The 15,429-nt window shown below is 68.2% G+C and carries 15 protein-coding genes; 5 read left to right on the top strand and 10 right to left on the bottom strand.

Translation table 11 applies throughout. The features are described from left to right. Positions 1-141: 141 nt before the first annotated feature. From QNJ67_12355 to QNJ67_12365, 3 genes are all read right to left on the bottom strand, one after another. Complete coding sequence (locus tag QNJ67_12355) at positions 142-933, bottom strand: alpha/beta hydrolase (protein ID MDJ0609760.1); 792 nt, start codon at positions 931-933, stop codon at positions 142-144. 92 nt (positions 934-1,025) lie between these two features. After that, a complete protein-coding gene (gene tdh / locus QNJ67_12360) occupies positions 1,026-2,051 on the bottom strand; it encodes an L-threonine 3-dehydrogenase (GenBank protein ID MDJ0609761.1) in 1,026 nt (341 codons plus the stop codon). A gap of 21 nt (positions 2,052-2,072) precedes the next feature. Continuing rightward, positions 2,073-3,260, bottom strand: a complete 1,188-nt coding sequence (locus QNJ67_12365) for a glycine C-acetyltransferase (GenBank protein MDJ0609762.1) — start codon at positions 3,258-3,260, stop codon at positions 2,073-2,075. 155 nt (positions 3,261-3,415) lie between these two features. Between QNJ67_12365 and QNJ67_12370 the strand changes: the two genes are divergently transcribed. The 4 genes from QNJ67_12370 to minE all read left to right on the top strand — a co-directional run bounded on the left by QNJ67_12370 (position 3,416) and on the right by minE (position 6,684). Continuing rightward, a complete protein-coding gene (locus QNJ67_12370; protein MDJ0609763.1) occupies positions 3,416-4,300 on the top strand; it encodes a DUF3108 domain-containing protein in 885 nt (294 codons plus the stop codon). A 316-nt stretch (positions 4,301-4,616) separates the two neighbouring features. Continuing rightward, positions 4,617-5,453: a septum site-determining protein MinC gene (gene minC, locus QNJ67_12375; protein ID MDJ0609764.1), complete on the top strand. Its 837-nt coding sequence runs from the start codon at positions 4,617-4,619 to the stop codon at positions 5,451-5,453. A 164-nt stretch (positions 5,454-5,617) separates the two neighbouring features. Beyond that, entirely contained in the window at positions 5,618-6,433 is an 816-nt protein-coding gene (minD, locus tag QNJ67_12380) for a septum site-determining protein MinD (GenBank protein MDJ0609765.1), read from the top strand. Next, entirely contained in the window at positions 6,430-6,684 is a 255-nt protein-coding gene (gene minE, locus QNJ67_12385; protein ID MDJ0609766.1) for a cell division topological specificity factor MinE, read from the top strand. The genes minD and minE overlap by 4 nt, the downstream gene beginning before the upstream one ends. A 279-nt stretch (positions 6,685-6,963) precedes the next feature. Here minE and QNJ67_12390 read toward each other — a convergent pair whose 3' ends face one another. Further along, positions 6,964-8,430 (bottom strand): D-aminoacylase, encoded by a 1,467-nt coding sequence (locus QNJ67_12390; protein ID MDJ0609767.1) that lies wholly within the window; start codon positions 8,428-8,430, stop codon positions 6,964-6,966. Between the two features lie 203 nt (positions 8,431-8,633). On the opposite strand from QNJ67_12390, the gene QNJ67_12395 reads away from it, so the two are divergent. Next, positions 8,634-9,344 carry a hypothetical protein gene (locus QNJ67_12395; protein MDJ0609768.1) on the top strand — a complete coding sequence of 237 codons (711 nt, stop codon included), beginning with the start codon at positions 8,634-8,636 and terminating at the stop codon, positions 9,342-9,344. A 9-nt stretch (positions 9,345-9,353) separates the two neighbouring features. On the opposite strand, the gene QNJ67_12400 is transcribed toward QNJ67_12395, so the two are convergent. The 6 genes from QNJ67_12400 to QNJ67_12425 are packed head-to-tail and all read right to left on the bottom strand — an operon-like array spanning position 9,354 to position 15,421. Further along, positions 9,354-10,259 (bottom strand): RDD family protein, encoded by a 906-nt coding sequence (locus tag QNJ67_12400; protein ID MDJ0609769.1) that lies wholly within the window; start codon positions 10,257-10,259, stop codon positions 9,354-9,356. Continuing rightward, positions 10,246-11,274 carry a stage II sporulation protein M gene (locus QNJ67_12405; GenBank protein ID MDJ0609770.1) on the bottom strand — a complete coding sequence of 343 codons (1,029 nt, stop codon included), beginning with the start codon at positions 11,272-11,274 and terminating at the stop codon, positions 10,246-10,248. Before QNJ67_12405 ends, QNJ67_12400 begins: the two co-directional genes overlap by 14 nt. Further along, positions 11,271-12,584, bottom strand: a complete 1,314-nt coding sequence (locus QNJ67_12410) for a DUF58 domain-containing protein (GenBank protein MDJ0609771.1) — start codon at positions 12,582-12,584, stop codon at positions 11,271-11,273. Before QNJ67_12410 ends, QNJ67_12405 begins: the two co-directional genes overlap by 4 nt. After that, the gene (locus QNJ67_12415; GenBank protein MDJ0609772.1) at positions 12,581-13,537 is read right to left on the bottom strand and encodes a MoxR family ATPase; all 957 of its coding nucleotides are present in this window, start codon (positions 13,535-13,537) and stop codon (positions 12,581-12,583) included. The genes QNJ67_12410 and QNJ67_12415 overlap by 4 nt, the downstream gene beginning before the upstream one ends. Next, positions 13,509-14,726, bottom strand: a complete 1,218-nt coding sequence (locus tag QNJ67_12420; GenBank protein ID MDJ0609773.1) for a hypothetical protein — start codon at positions 14,724-14,726, stop codon at positions 13,509-13,511. The genes QNJ67_12415 and QNJ67_12420 overlap by 29 nt, the downstream gene beginning before the upstream one ends. Then, positions 14,723-15,421, bottom strand: a complete 699-nt coding sequence (locus tag QNJ67_12425) for a hypothetical protein (protein MDJ0609774.1) — start codon at positions 15,419-15,421, stop codon at positions 14,723-14,725. The genes QNJ67_12420 and QNJ67_12425 overlap by 4 nt, the downstream gene beginning before the upstream one ends. Between the last annotated feature and the right edge of the window lie 8 nt (positions 15,422-15,429).

A 15,429-nucleotide genomic window follows, 5' to 3' on the forward strand; every position in this document is an offset into this window, starting at 1 on the left:
CCTTCGGGACGGGGCGCATTTGCGCCGGGGCGGCGTCGCGGAAGGACTTGTGGGGCCCAACCCCACGGCGCCTCCCGCTCCTGGCCCCGGCGCAAATGCGCTCCCGCCAGGAGCGCGCCGTGAATGTCAACAGGCCCTAGCTCACGCCCGGCAGGGCGCGAGGAAGCCGAGCACTCGCTCCCGGTTGGCCGGGTCCCGAAAGCCCTCGATGTGGCCCGTCTCCGGCAGCAACCAGAGCGCCTTGGGCTCGCGCGCGGCGGCATAGAGCGCCTCGGCGTGGCTGGGCGGCACGAGCCTGTCGTCGAGCCCGTGCACGATCAGCACGGGGACCGGGCTGATCCGGCCGATCTCGGCCAAGGGGCGGTGATCGCCGTCGACGGTGAGGGACAGCGGCCACTGCAGCGGCCAGGTCACGAAGGAAGCGGCCAGCTTCTCACGCGCGATGACCTGGTAATCGGAGAAGGCGCCTTCGATGATTAGCGCGCGCACCCGCGCTCGATGAGGAGAGCGGGCGAGGCCGACGATGGCGACGCTGCCGCCGAGACTCTGGCCCAGGACCGCGACCCGGTCGGGGTCGACCTCGGGCCGCGCCATGACGTGGTCGAGGGCGGCGCCGAAATCCGCGTGCACACCCGGCAGATCGGGTGCGCCCGCGGAGCGCCCAAAGCCGCGATAGTCGAAGAGAAAGACGTTCACGCCCGCGGGCGGCAGCCAGGCCACGCTCGCGATGTGGGTCGAGATGTTCTCGGCATTGCCGTGGGCGAAGACGAGCGTACAGGCGCCGCGCGGCGCGTCGGCCGGCAGGAACCAGCCGTGCAGCGCCACGCCGTCGCCGGAGCGGAAGTCGACCTCGCGGTAGACGAGCCCGATCCTGTCGGGCGTGCGGACATGCTCCGAGGTCGGATGGAAGAACGCGCCCGTGCAGCCTGCCAAGGGGAGCGCAAGCGCAGCGAAGAAGAACAGAAGCAGCCTGGGGCCTGATCGGCGATTTCGGGCGCGGGCCTTTGCGGCACCGGCGCGGCCGCTCACTGCCAATCCAACACCACTTTTCCGCTCTGCCCCGAGCGCATGACGTCGAAGCCTTCCTGGAATTCCTCGAAGGGGAAGGCGTGGGTCAGCAGCGGCTGCACGTCAAGGCCGCTCTGCAGCATCGAGGTCATCTTGTACCAGGTCTCGAAGATCTCCCGGCCGTAGATGCCCTTCAAGGTCAGGCTCTTGAAGATCACCTGATGCCAGTCGATCGTCGAGTCGCCCGGCGGGATCCCGAGCATGGCGACGTGCCCGCCGTGGATCATGACGTCGAGCATGTCGCGGAAGGCGGTCGGGTTGCCGGACATCTCGAGGCCGACGTCGAAGCCTTCCAGCATGCCCAGGTCTTCCATCGCATCCTTGACCGTCTCTCGGGTGACGTTGAGCGCGCGGGTCGCCCCCATCCTGCTGGCCAGGCCGAGGCGGTAGTCGTTGACGTCGGTCACCACCACGTGGCGCGCGCCGACGTGGCGCGCGATGGCCACCGCCATGATGCCGATCGGCCCGGCACCGGTGACCAGAACGTCCTCGCCGACCAGATCGAAGGAGAGCGCCGTATGGGTCGCGTTGCCCAGAGGGTCGAGAATGGCCGCGACCTCATCGCTGATCGAATCGGGCAGGTGGTAGGCGTTCATCGCCGGAATCACCAGGTACTCGGCAAAGGCGCCCGGACGGTTGACCCCGACACCTTGGGTGTGGGCGCAGAGATGTCGCCGCCCGGCGCGGCAGTTGCGGCATTGGCCGCAGGTGATGTGGCCCTCGCCCGATACCCGGTCGCCCGGCTTGAAGCCGGCCACCTCGCTGCCGACCTGCTCGACCACCCCGCAGAACTCGTGGCCGACGGTCATCGGCACGGGGATGGTCTCGCGCGACCATTCGTCCCAGTTGTAGATGTGAACGTCGGTACCGCAGATCGCCGTCTTGCGCACGCGCACCAGGAGGTCGTTGTGGCCGACGCGCGGACGCTCCACCTCCTCCAGCCAGAGGCCTTCCTCGGGCCTGCTCTTGACCAGCGCCTTCATTGTCGCCACGGCTCTCTCTCCTCAGGAAATGACGCCCAGGTCGCGGCCGACCTTGGCGAAGGCCGCGAGCGCCTGGTCGATATGGGACTCCTCGTGGGCCGCGGACATCTGGGTGCGGATCCGCGCCTGGCCGCGCGGCACCACCGGGAAGGAGAAGCCGATCACGTAGATCCCCTCGTCCAGCAGGCGCGCCGCCATGTCCTGGGCCAGCTTGGCGTCGCCCAGCATGACCGGAATGATGGGATGCTCGCCGGGCACCAGGCTGAAGCCCAGGGCCTCCAGGCCGGCGCGAAAGCGCCGCCCGTTGGCGAACAGCCGCTCGCGCAGGTCTCCGCCGGTCTCCAGCAGGTCGAGCACGCTGATCGAGGCGGCGGCGATCGCCGGCATCAACGCGTTGGAGAAGAGATAGGGCCGCGAGCGCTGGCGTAGCCACGCGATCACCTCGTTGCGGCCCGAGGTGTAGCCGCCCGACGCGCCGCCGAGCGCCTTGCCCAGGGTCCCGGTCACGATGTCGACCTGGTCGGCGACGCCGAAGTGTTCCGGCGTGCCGCGGCCCCCGGCCCCCATGAAGCCGACCGCGTGGGAATCGTCGACCATCACCAGGGCCCGGTGCCGCTCGGCCAGCTCACAGATGGCCGGCAGGTTGGCGATCGTGCCGTCCATGGAGAACACGCCGTCGGTCGCGATCAGCCGGAAGCGGCAGTCCGCGGCCTCCGACAGCTTGGCCTCCAGCTCCTTCATGTCGTTGTTGGCGTAGCGCAGGCGGCGCGCCTTGCAGAGGCGAATGCCGTCGATGATGCTGGCGTGGTTCAGCGCATCGCTGATCACCGCGTCGCGCTCGTCCAGCAAAGTCTCGAACAGGCCGGTGTTGGCGTCGAAGCAGGACGAGTAGAGGATCGTATCCTCGGTGCCGAGGAAGGCCGAGAGGCGGGCCTCCAGCTCCTTGTGAACCGTCTGGGTGCCGCAGATGAAACGCACCGATGACATGCCGTAGCCGAGTCGGGTCAGGGCCTCCCGGGCCGCCTCAACCACCACGGGATGGCTGGAGAGCCCGAGATAATTGTTGGCGCAAAAGTTGATGACTTCCCGGCCGTCCGCTTCGATCGCGGCGGCCTGGGGCGTGGCGATGCTGCGCTCGGCCTTGTAAAGCCCGGCCTCCGCCAGAGCCGCCGTCTCGCTTCGCAGGTGGTCGAGAAAGCTCCGATCCATGGGTTCCGCCCTACCCTCCGATGCTGTAGTTTAGCGCCTTGAAACTCTCGGCGGTTAGCATAACTCCCTGAGGCGGCCAAGGCACGCGGCCGGGCCTTGGAACGCCGGACCGCCCGCCCTCGTATAACGGGCTGGGCAGTATCAGGAGCCAAAAATTGCAGCCATTCAAACCACTTGCCGCCATTCTCCCTGCCGTCATGGCCGCACTTCTGCTGAGCGCGCCGGCGAGGGCCGAGAACCCCAAGGGTCTCGTGCTGTCCTACGAGATGTGGCAGGGCGGCTTTCAGCCCTTTAAAATTGAAGTTCAATTCAACAACACTACCTCAAATTACAGAGCCGCCTTCGTGGCCGAGACCAGCGGCGTCGTCGGCTGGGCCTATCCCTACCGGGTCCAGGCCCGGAGCCAGGGCCGCAATGGCGGCGACCGGCTCTGGCCGGCCAGCTTCCAGAGCGCCATGCGCAAGCCGGGAGATCAACGGTCCCGCTGGATCACCTACCGCGACGGCATGCCCGAGCCCCGCTTCGACCCGCCGCGCAACGGCACGTCCAACGACGAGCCGACTGGAGACCAGATCGACGGTACGATGGACCCGGTCAGCGGACTCGTGTCGATCATCGACCGGGTCAGCAAGTCCGGCCGCTGCGCCGGCACGGCGCCGGTCTACGACGGCAAGAAGCTCTACCTGCTGCACGCGAGCGACCATGGCACGCGGCGCCTGGAGCCGACCGAGTTCGGCGTCTTCGCCGGCGAGGCGATGGTGTGCCGGGTGCAGGTCCAGAGGGTCGCCGGGTTCCGCAAGAAGAAGAAGCGTTTCGGCCTGCAGTACATGCCCAAGAACCTGGACATCCTGATGGCGCCGGTAGTCCCGGGCTACGGCCCGGTGCCGGTGCGCATGGAGGGCGAGAGCGACCTGGGAGGCATCGTCATTCACCTGGTCTCCGTCGGGCGGGAAACCGAAGCCTGGGAGGCCATGGCGCCGAGAGACGGCAAGAAGGACCGATCGAACCCGGATCGCGAGGGCCGCCCGGAACACCGCTGATAGGCCGCGCACGGCCCCGTTCGCGCAAGAGCACATGATAACTCGGGCGTGGCGCGGAAAGTTTCGAGGCCCGGAAAACTCGGTGAAACGCACAAAAGCGCCGAATAAATCGTGATTTTCGGCAGAGTAGCGCTTGCCCAGACGCCAAACTTTCTATTAGTTTGCAATTGTTGATGCGGATTCTGCCTCGCCGTGTGCTGTCGGTGACTAATAGTTTGGCTTCCGCATCTTGACGCGACCATTGGCGCTGTCGAGACATGGTGGGATTAGACGCCAGGTGACGGGTACCCCCTCCTCAAAGCGGTACGAGCGACTCGTGGCACCGCGGGAAGTCTACGACGAGGACGAGAGCGGCGCGCGCGAGGACGATAGCGGCGATGGGGCGAGCCCGCCCGCCGAGCGTCCCTCGTTCAAGCTGCGCGGCGGCACCTACACGCTCCTGGTGGTCAACGGCACCGACCTGATCCAGCCGGGCTTCTTCGAGTGGCTCGGCGAGAAGACCGGTCAGGCGCCGAACTTCTACCGGGACGCGCCGGTCGCGCTCGACCTAGATGGGCTGCCTGAAGACCACCCTCTCGATTTCAACGAGATCATCGGCGAGATGCGGCGGCTGAATCTCGTGGCCGTCGGCGTGCAGAGCGGCTCGGACGAGCGAAACCAGGCGGCTTCCGAAGCCGGGCTGAGCGTCTTCCCCATGTGGCGCGCCAGCAAGCCCCTGGAGGCCGGTCCCCGGCCGCGGCCGGCACAGAGCCCGAGTCATGAACGGCAGCAGGAGCAAGAGCGGCAGCCGGAGCCGCAAGAGGAGGCGCCCAAGGCGGTGCACCGCAGCTCCATGGTCGTCACCCAGCCGATTCGCTCCGGCCGCCAGGTCTATGCCCAGAACAGCGATCTGATCATCTTGAGCACGGCCGGCGCCGGCTCGGAGCTTCTTGCCGACGGCCATATCCACGTCTACGGCACGATACGCGGACGGGTGCTGGCCGGCGTGTCGGGCGACACCTCGGCGCGAATCTTCTGCGACTCCCTGCAGGCCGAGCTGGTGTCGGTCGCCGGACACTGGCTCGTGCGCGAGGACATGGACGACAAGCTGATCGGCCGCGCTGTGCAGATTTATTTGAAAGGCGATCTTCTAGTCATCGAGCCGATGCGCTAGAAGGGGATGCGTCTGGTGGGTCCGAGCGACGCGGTCTTTCAAAAAGCCAGCCAGCGCAGGATCCGGCTGCCCGGGGCTTACAGCGAGAGTGGGAAAGGGGAGGACTGTTTTTTCGTCCGTCGTGGCGCTGCCACGGATAACCACCTCAGTTATCGGAGAAGTACGTGTCCAAGATTATCGTTATGACATCAGGCAAGGGAGGAGTCGGCAAGACGACCTCCAGCGCCTCCGTTGCCTGCGGCCTCGCGCTCCGGGGCTACCGCACCGTCGTGGTCGACTTCGACGTCGGCCTGCGCAATCTGGACCTTGTCATGGGTTGCGAGCGGCGCGTCGTCTTCGACTTCATCAACGTGATCAACGGTGATGCCCGGCTCAAGCAGGCCCTGATCAAGGACAAGCGGGTGGAGAATCTCTGGATTCTCCCGACCTCCCAGACCCGCGACAAGGACGCCCTGAAGAAGGCCGGCGTCGAACGGGTGCTCGACGCGCTGCGGCAGGACTTCGACTACATCATCTGCGACAGCCCGGCGGGCATCGAGAAGGGCGCCCTCATGGCGCTCTATTTCGCCGACGAGGCGATTGTCGTGACCAACCCCGAGATCTCCTCGGTGCGCGACAGCGACCGCATCCTCGGCGTCCTGGCCAGCCGCTCGCGGCGCGCCGAGCAGGAGCTCGAGCCGGTCAAGGAGCACCTGCTGCTAACCCGCTACGACCTCGACCGGGTCGGACGGGGCGAGATGCTGACGGTCGACGACGTCCTGGAGATCCTGGCGATCCCCCTGCTGGGCGTGATCCCGGAAAGCGAATCGGTGCTGCGCGCGTCGAACCTGGGCTCCCCCGTGGTTCTCGACTCCGGTTCGCCGGCCGGTCTGGCCTATTCCGACGCCGTGTCGCGTTTCCTGGGTGAAGATCTGGCACATCGTTTCATCGAGGCGCCCAAGAGAGGCCTCTTGCAGCGCCTTCTGCGGAGATCGGCATGAGCCTTCTGGACCTTTTCAGAAAGAAGCCGGCATCCGCGCCGGCCGCGAGAGACCGCCTGCAGATCCTCATGGCCCACGAGCGGGCCTCTTCCCTCGGCCCCGATTTCCTGCCCAAGCTGCACAAGGACATGCTCCGGGTCATCAAGAAGTACGTTCAGGTGCCGGACGACAAGGTGTCGATCAAGGTCGAGGAGATGGGGACCGTATCCATGTTGGAAGTCAACGTGGAGCTGCCGCCGGGCCGGCACTAACCCGGCTCTGCGCTAGGGCCTGTTGACATTCACGGCGCGCTCCTGGCAGGAGCGAATTTGCGCCGGGGCCAGGAGCGGGAGGCGCCGTGGGGTAGCCCTCCACAAGGCCTTCCGCGACGCCGCCCCGGCGCGAATGCGCCCGTCCCGAAGGGATCCGGCGCAATCGGTCCGCTGCCGCGTTGCTTGTCGTCGAATATGCCCGGCATGTCCTTCCTCCTCGCGCCTAACAGCAGGCCGATTTCACTCGGACCAGAAGCGCGCCGTGAATGTCAACAGGCCCTAAGCGGCCGCCGCCAAGTCCTGCAGGCGGATGGCCCGCCCGGGCCGGGCGCCGGTCGCGGCGCCGTCGCGCCAGACAGCCCTGCCGTTCACCCAGACAGCCTCGATCCCGGCGGCGGGCGCCGTCGGCTGCTCGAAGCTTGCGCGGTCGATCACGGTCGCCGGATCGAACAGCACCAGATCGGCCATGGCGCCGACCCTGAGCGCACCACGGTCCTTGAGGCCGAAGCGCCCGGCCGAGAGCCCCGTCATCTTGTGCACCGCCTGTTCCAGGCTGAACAGCCCGACGTCGCGGGCGTAGTGCCCGAGCACCCGCGGAAAGGTGCCCCAGAGACGGGGGTGCGGAAACTCGTCGTGGGGCAGTCCGTCGGACCCGATCATGGTGTGGGGATAGGCCAGGATCCGGCGCACGTCGGCCTCGTCCATCATGAAGAAGATGCCGCCCGCCGGCGACAGCGCCTCGGCGGTCTCCTCCAGAGACAGCCCCAGCTCTTCGGCGACATCCGCCAGGTCCCGCCCCGAGAATTCCGGGCGCGCCTTGGACCAGGTCACGATGATACGGCTGGAATCGAAGAGACGGGTCGACTCGAGGACGGTCGAGCCGGCGACGTAGGGATAGGCATCGAGCCCCAGTGCCTGCCGGCGGCGGGCGTCCTCGATCATCCCGAGGGTTTCGCCCGAGCGTCCGAAGTTGGCCTGACCGCAGCACTTGTGATGGGAGATGACCACGGCGACACCGGCGGCCCGCCCGATCCGGAAGCTCTCCTCCAGGGAATCGGCGATCCCGTCGCCCTCGTCGCGCATATGGGTCGTATGGATCGCCGCCCGGCCGCCGGCCACCTCGGCCAGCGCGATCACCTCCTCGGTCGGCGCCGCGACGGCGGGCTGATAGTAGAGGCCCGTGCTGAACCCGATCGCGCCCGCATCGAGGGCCGCCTCCAGCCGGCCGCACATGGTCTTGATTTCCGCCGGGTCGGCCGCTCGGTTCAGCGAGTCCATCGCGCCGACGCGGAGCGAGGAGTGGCCGACTTGGCAGAGCGCGTTGACCGCCGAAGGGTGCCGGTCGAGCGCGTCGAGATAGTCGCCGAAGTCGGCATAGAACCCGGGTCCCTCCTCGCACAGCAGGTCGAGCGGCGGGGGCGGCCGCTGGTCGAGCGCGAGCGGCGCCAGACTGACGCCGCAGTTGCCCGTGACCACGGTTGTGACGCCCTGGCTGACCTTGCAGGTCATGGCCGGGTCGCTTAGCAGCGCCCGGTCGTCGTGGGTATGAACGTCGATGAAGCCGGGGGCCAGCGCCTTGCCGCCCGCGTCGATCACGAGCGCGCCGCTGAGCGCCGAAACGTCGCCCAGCGCGCTGATCCTGTCGTCTGTTACGGCGAGCCCGCCGGTGCGCGACGGCGCGCCGGTTCCGTCGATCAGCCGGGCGTTGCGGATCACCAGATCGGCGCGCCCTCCCGCTTCTGTCATTGGTCTGCCCCCCGACGACGTGAAGTTTGCAGACTAGAGTAGATGGAGCCCGAATGGAATCGGGCGCGGACCACGACACCAGGCGCCCGCTCTCGTTGGGCCAGGAGGGTTGCGCTATCTTCCAGCGGTCCTTCACGCTTTGTTTACGCCGCGGGGGGCAAGACCAGGGATTCGGCGGCACTCTAAGGCCAAGGAAGCGAACCATGCACGAAGAGTTCTCCATCGGCGGCGTTCTGGGCAAGACATTCACCACCCTGTTCCGGAACATCGTTTCCTTCGGCGTTCTGGCGCTGCTGGTCTATAGCCCGAGCCTGCTCTTGCAGCTCGGAGCGATGTCGGCAGGAGCCGCCGGGAGCCAGGCCGCGGAGTTCTGGCTGGTCCTGCTCGAGGCCTTGCTCGCCCAGGTTCTGACCGCCGCCGTCGTATACGGTACGGTCAAAGACCTGAGAGGCCAGATGGCCGGTCTCGGCGAGATCGTCGGCAAGGGCTTCGCCTCCGCGCTGCCGGTGATCGCGGTGGCGATCATCTTCACGATCATGATCGGCATCGGCTCTCTTCTCCTCGTGGTGCCCGGTCTGATCATCCTTACGGTCTTCTGGGTCGTGATTCCGGTTACGGTGGTCGAACGGCCGGGCATCTTCGCCGCTTTCAACCGCAGCGCCAGCCTGACCAAGGGCAAACGCTGGTCGATCTTCGCCCTGGTGCTGATCTCCGTCTTCCTGATGATCGTTGTCCTGATGATCACCAGCCTCTTCCTGGTCATGCTGGGTCCGACCGCCGTCGTCGTCGGCTCCTGGTTCCTGTCAGCATTGAGCGCGGCCTTCACCGCGGTCTTGGTCGCGGTCGGCTACCACGACCTGAGAATCGACCAGGAGGGCATCGACAGCGGACAGATCGCCGCCGTGTTCGACTGATGCCGCCGCTTACGAACCGCCGCGGTCGTGCTTGCTCTCCCGCCGGACGCCCATCAGCATCTTGGCTTCCAGGTGGGCGCGGAGCTGCGCATAGAAGGCCTCGAGAAAGAAGCGCGCTTCGGTAACCCGGACCTCGGGCCGCCAGCCGATCTTGCGCTGGATGCGCCGGCAGACGTCGTGAAGCGTCGTGCTGGCCGCGCTGCCGCGGTTGCGCAGCACGTCTTCCAGGACCTGCAGCTCGTAGATGCCGTAGATGTCGAGCTGAGCCTTGGTGAAACGATAGCTGCCGGACCCGGCGGCGGCCGCGCCCGGGGCGGCGGCGCGCGGCTTCGCCAGGTCCTGCAGCAGCTGGGCTCGGGGCGCGACGATCACCCAGGTTCCCCCGATCAGATCGCCCACCCGCATGCGGTCGCGGTTGAAGAACGGCATCAGCACGAAGACGGCGAGCCATATCAGCACCAGGAGCGTGAACCAGCCCTCGACGCCACCACGCTCGCCCAGGAGCAGCAGGGTCACCGGCATGAACAGCTCGACCTCCCGCATCAGATTGCGGGCGAAGATCGCATCGGGCCGAAGCGGGCCGCCGTGGCGGTCGATCACCCGCAAACCGACCAGGCGCTTGCCCGGCGTGCGGCCCTGCCAGCGCAGCTCGAAGGCGATGAAGTAGAAGCTGCGCACCGCGAAGGAGGCCAGGATCACCAGGGGCAGCAGCCACGCCGCCTGGGCCATGCCGAATAACCCCACGGAGAAGATCAGGATCAGCGCGCCGAAGACAATGAGCAGATCGATCAGCACCGCGCCCAGGCGCTCGCTGCGGTCGGCCAGCCGGACCGGAAAGGCGACGCCCTCGGGCGTCACGATCTCGCGCCGCCGTGGATCGGCGCGGCGCGCACCCTGCCCGTCAGTCGCCGCCATCACGCCGGCCCCGCCCGGCCAAGGTGAAATAGAGCATCCACGCAACGAAGGCACCGCAGCCGATCATATATCGCACGGCCGTGTCGTTGACGATCTGCCGGCCCAGTCCTTCGAGCAGGCCGGCGATGAACAGCATGAAGACGGCGCCCATGACGACGACGCTGGCCTGGCGGCCGCGCCGGGCCAGGTTGGCGAGCCGGCCGTGGCGTCCCGGGAAGGCCACGGCACCGCCGAGCACCAATCCGGCGCCGGCGCAGAGCCAGAGGGCGAGCAGTTCGGTCGAGCCGTGGATCAGCAACCAGCCCAGCAGCTCCTGGCTCAGGCCGCGATCGTGGAACAGGGCTATGAAGGCGCCGAGAATGGCGCCGTTGTAGAAGATCATCAGCACCACGGGCACGCCGAGCGCGAAACCGAGGGCGAAGCACAGCATCGCGATGCGCGCGTTGTGCGAGAACAGGAAGGCCGCGAAGCTGTAGAGCCATTCGCTCGCGTCCTCCGGCTTGGTGTAGAGCGTCTCGCGCAGGGCTTCCGTCGTCGCCCCCGGGTTGCGGCCGCCGGCGAGATCCGCTGGGACGAAGGTGTAGAACCAGTCGGCGTTGCCGAGGGTCAGCCAGAACGCGGTCGCCGCGCCGAGCATGAAGACCGCGAAGGACAGCAGAACGGCGCCGGCGGCGGCCCGGACGCCGGCCGGAAAGCGCCAGGCGAAGAAGTCGTAGAGGGAACGCCAGAAGCCCGCCCTGGCGCCGTAGACGGCGAAGTAGGAGCGGGCCGCTAGACTTTCCAGATAGCTGACAACGTTCTGGTCCAGGGAGATGCTGCGCGCCACCGAGAGGGACGACAGCGTCGCCCGATAGAGCGCCGGCAGGCGCATCAGGGAGGTCGTGTCGAGCGACGCGACCCCGTCCGCTTCCGCGCCGCGCGTCAGGATCTCCAGCTCGCGCCAGCTCTGCTCCCGTTCCCGGCGGAACTCCGCGCTCTTGAGGACGTAGTCCTGTTGGCTCCGCGGCGCGCTCAAATCAGCTCCTTCTGCTTGATCACCAGGTAGCGGTTCAGGAGATCGGCCCCGATATCCGCCGCGGGCGCCTCTAGACAGTGCACGCCCAGCCGGTCGAGCCGCTGATAGACGATCCGGCGCTCGCGCAGGAAGTCGTCGGCGACGACCGCGCGGGTCATGATCTTGAGGTCGCGCGGCGCCAGATCGAGCGCCGCCGACAGGGCCGGGTCGCGCAAGGTGGCGAAGATCACCAGATGCCGGGCCGCGAGCCGCTGCAGATTTTCGACCATCAGTTCGGCGGTGACCGTGTCGACGAACTCGGTGAACACGATGACCAGCGAGCGGCGCCGCAACTGGCCGAGCAGCGTGGCCAAGCCGAGCGTGAAGTTGGTCTCGTCGCGGCGATAGGCCAGCTCGGCGGAAGCCCGCTGCAGCCGGGGAAAACCGCCGATCCCACCGGCCGGCGCGGCCAGCAGGCGCACCTGGGAATCAAAGGCGAAGAGGCCGATGCGGTCGCCGGCGCGGAGCGAGCTGTAGCCGAGCAGCAGGCCCGCGTTGATGGCGTGATCGAGGCGCGGGATCCCGTCGAGCGGCTCGCTCATCAGATGGCCCGTGTCGAAAGCCAGGATTATCTGGTGATTCCTCTCGGTGCGAAACTCCTTGCACAGCAGGATCCGGTGGCGCGCCGATTGCTTCCAGTCGATCGAATGGTGATCGAGGCCGGGCACGTACTCGCGCAAGGCGGAGAACTCGGATCCGTCGCCTTGCTGGCTCTGCGGCTTGGCGCCGAAGGGCGAGTCCGGGGCCTGGAACTTCAAGGCGGCGCGGCGCACGGCGGCAACATTCGGCACCACGGGTATCTGCGCCCCAAGCCCGTGGATGTGCTGCCGCCGCGCCAAGCGGAGCGGCCCCTGCCAGCGCAGCCAGAGCCGTTCGACCGCCGCCGTGCCGCGCCGCTTCGGGACGAGGGGCACCGCCACGGTCGTCCGTTGGCCGGGCTGGAAGAGGAAACGCAGGGGATCCGGGCGGGTCAGGATCGCGCCGACGTCGCAGACCAGCTCGATCACCGCGGCCTGGCCGGCCCCGGCTGCCGACAGCTCTACGTCGAGCACGCCCCGCTCGCCGATGTAGAGCAGCGGCGGCACGCGCACCTCGAGGGCGAGCGCGCGCGCCGGCAGGCACAAGAGCGCGTCGGCCCCGGTCAGGATCAGCGCCGCGCAGAGATAGGCGAAGGCGAAGACCCAGTACCCCGGCTCGACGACCACCAGGAGCAGCGCCAAGGGAATGCCGAGCCCGAAGAGGACCACGGCAAGGGGCGTGGGACGGATCATCGGGGCGGCTCGGCCTGGTCCAGAATCTGCTGAACCACCTGGTCGGCGTCGAGCCCCTCGATCTCGGCGCCCGGCGCCAGCACGACCCGGTGGCGCAGGGCCGGCAAGGCCAGCGTCTTGATGTCGTCGGGAATCACGTAGTCCCGGCCCGCCAACGCGGCGTAGGCCCGGGCCGCCGAGGCCAGCATGTTGGCGGCGCGCGGCGAGGCGCCGAACTGAAGCGAAGGATGTTCCCGGGTGCGGCGCACGACGTCGACGATGTAGGCGATCAGGTCGTCGGCCAGCCGCAGGCCGGCGACGAAGGCGCGGACCTCTTCCAGGCCCGCCAGGTCGGTCACCGGGGTCAGGCCGAGGTCGGCCAGGCGCGGCATGGTGGTGCGGTGGCCGTGCTGGCGGACGATCGCCTGTTCCTCCTCGAGGCTGGGATAGCCCATGACGTGCTTGAAGAGGAAGCGGTCGAGCTGCGCCTCGGGCAGCGGATAGGTGCCTTGCTGCTCGATCGGGTTCTGGGTCGCGATCACCATGAAACCGGCCCCCAGATCGTAGCTCTCGCCGTCGATGGTAACGATCCGCTCGTGCATCGACTGAAGCAGGGCGGCCTGCGTCTTGGGCGGCGTCCGGTTGATCTCGTCGGCGAGCAGGAGCTGGGTGAAGATCGGCCCCTTGGTCAGGCTGAAGCTGTTGGTCTGGAAGTTGAACAGGTTGGTGCCGAGCACGTCGCCGGGCATCAGGTCCGGCGTGAACTGGATGCGGCCGAACTGGAGCGACAGGGCGGCCGAGAAGGACTGGGCCAGCAGGGTCTTGGCCACGCCGGGCACGCCCTCGAGCAGGATGTGCCCCTCGCTGAGCAGCGCGACCAGCATGAGGTCGAGCGCGCGTTCCTGCCCGACGACGGCCTTGCCGACCTGGCTCTTGAGCCCGTCGCTAACCGCGCGAACCGCCGACAGATCCATTCAACATCTCCCGTTTCCAATGAAACAAGCGCCCCGCGGCCTGGAGGATGCGCCCGCCGTCCCCGAAGCGCAGGGCGCTGGCGCCGACCAGGGCGTCGATCTCGGCGAAGCGGTCGCCGATGCCGCGGGCCTCGGCGATCCGGTCGAGGCGCGCGATCATCTCGTCCCTCGTCAGCCCGGCCGGAAGCTGCAGCCGTCGGGCGACGTCGCGCAGGGTCACCCGGGCGTAGCGCCGCAGCAGGTCGCGGCCGTGGCCCCCGAGGCTGAGCAGATCGGCCGTATTGGCGAGCAGCGCGGCCTTGCCCTCGGGCAGGACCCGGGGCAGCGGCAGCGGGGCGCCGAAGCGCTCGGTCGCCGCCAGCATCAGAACGACCAGGGTCGCCACGGCCTGGACGGTAACGACGACGAAGGGAAAAGCGAAAAGACTGCGCCACAGGCTGGGTGGCTGGGTGAAGCCGTGGATTGTCTCGTCGACCACGATCAGCCCGCCCGCCGGGTTCATGTGTTCCAGGGCGCGCACCAGGAGCGCCGCGTTGTCGCCCAGGCCGATCCCGTGGTTCGCCAGCAGATCGGGATCAGAGAGGACCCAGAGCGTGCCGGATCCGGTCTGGAGCCCGCCGAGCAGGACACCCTGGTCGCTGCCTACGAAGGGGCTGAGACGCTCGGAGCGAACCAGTTGCGGCTGCGCGATCTCGGGTTCCAGACCCGGTGCGCCGCTGCGCCAGGCCGGCGACGTCTTGGGCCGCACCACCTGGGCGCCGGACAGGATCCGGTCGAGGCTCGCCTCGACGACCGGGAGCGGCACTATCGCGGTTTCCAGCAGCCACCGCGGATTGTCGGGATCGGGCTTGCCCGTCCGCTTCGGCAGAACATAGAGCAGGTTCGGCGCACCCAGGAGATCGGTGACACCGCTCTCGCCCGGTATCGGCTCGGCCAGGACCAGGAGCCCCTCCTCACCCGCCTTCTCGGCCGAGTTATGGCGCGAAACGAGGACGCGAAAGCCGAGTCGGTCGAGGGTCTCCACGAAGGCCCGATGACCGATCGCCGAGGTCGAGAAGCTGTTCGCCTTCGCCGTGGTTCCGATGTCCTGGCCGAGCACCATGACCACCAGGGCGGCGGCGAAGGAAAGACTGCCCACGACGACCAGCCAGAACACCGTGCGCGGCTGGAACACCGGCGCCCCGTTCACCCGACGCCCCCCTCGGCGGCGGCCGCGACCTGCCGGTAACCCTCGCGGCAACGCCGGTAGGCCGTGTCGTCGACGGCGCGGCCGCCGAAATGGCTGACCTCGACCGCGCCGACGATGTGGACGAAGGCGGCGCGGGCCTCTTCCGGCAACGCAACGCGCCTCTCGATCTCGCGGCTCGTGAGCCACGGCCCCAGTGTCGGGTCCAGACGGCTATGAAACAACGCGATGAGCGCCGCCAGCAGCACGCGGACCGCTTCGGCATAGTGCCCGCTGGCCGCCAGTACTTCGGCCTGTTCCAAGCCCGGCGGCGGGCCGCCGTCGCCACCCGGCCCCTCGAGCGGCGCCCGTTCGACCCGGGCCTGGGCGGCGGCGCCGAAATCGAGCCGGCCGAGGCTGCGCGCCAGGAACAGGAGCAGCAGCGCGGCCGCCGCGATGATCAGGACCCAGGCTAGGGTCGAGGAGACCGGATCGAGGCCTTCGATGGTGGGCAGGGTGAAACGCGGCAGGTTCGGCCAGCCCCGATCCTGGCCGGGCGGCTCGGCGGTTTCCGGGTCGGAGAGGTCGCGCGGCAGTTCGCCCTGGATGTCCTCGTCCGAGATGACGCTCTCGACCAGGCCGCTCAGCTGCGCGTCGCGCGCCGCGGCGGCGCCGTAAAGCGCGAGGGACGAGAAGCCGAACAGGACAGCAGCGAGCAACGCTTTCA

The sequence above is a fragment of the Kiloniellales bacterium genome, assembly GCA_030064845.1.
GTDB lineage: Bacteria > Pseudomonadota > Alphaproteobacteria > Kiloniellales > JAKSDN01 > JASJEC01.

Bases quoted from the DNA above. Each gene is read 5' to 3' on its own strand.
- tdh (MDJ0609761.1), bottom strand. From the start codon at position 2,051: ATGAAGGCGCTGGTCAAGAGCAGGCCCGAGGAAGGCCTCTGGCTGGAG.
- QNJ67_12365 (MDJ0609762.1), bottom strand. From the start codon at position 3,260: ATGGATCGGAGCTTTCTCGACCACCTGCGAAGCGAGACGGCGGCTCTG.
- minE (MDJ0609766.1), top strand. From the start codon at position 6,430: ATGAGCCTTCTGGACCTTTTCAGAAAGAAGCCGGCATCCGCGCCGGCC.
- QNJ67_12390 (MDJ0609767.1), bottom strand. From the start codon at position 8,430: ATGACAGAAGCGGGAGGGCGCGCCGATCTGGTGATCCGCAACGCCCGG.
- QNJ67_12395 (MDJ0609768.1), top strand. From the start codon at position 8,634: ATGCACGAAGAGTTCTCCATCGGCGGCGTTCTGGGCAAGACATTCACC.
- QNJ67_12400 (MDJ0609769.1), bottom strand. From the start codon at position 10,259: ATGGCGGCGACTGACGGGCAGGGTGCGCGCCGCGCCGATCCACGGCGG.
- QNJ67_12410 (MDJ0609771.1), bottom strand. From the start codon at position 12,584: ATGATCCGTCCCACGCCCCTTGCCGTGGTCCTCTTCGGGCTCGGCATT.
- QNJ67_12415 (MDJ0609772.1), bottom strand. From the start codon at position 13,537: ATGGATCTGTCGGCGGTTCGCGCGGTTAGCGACGGGCTCAAGAGCCAG.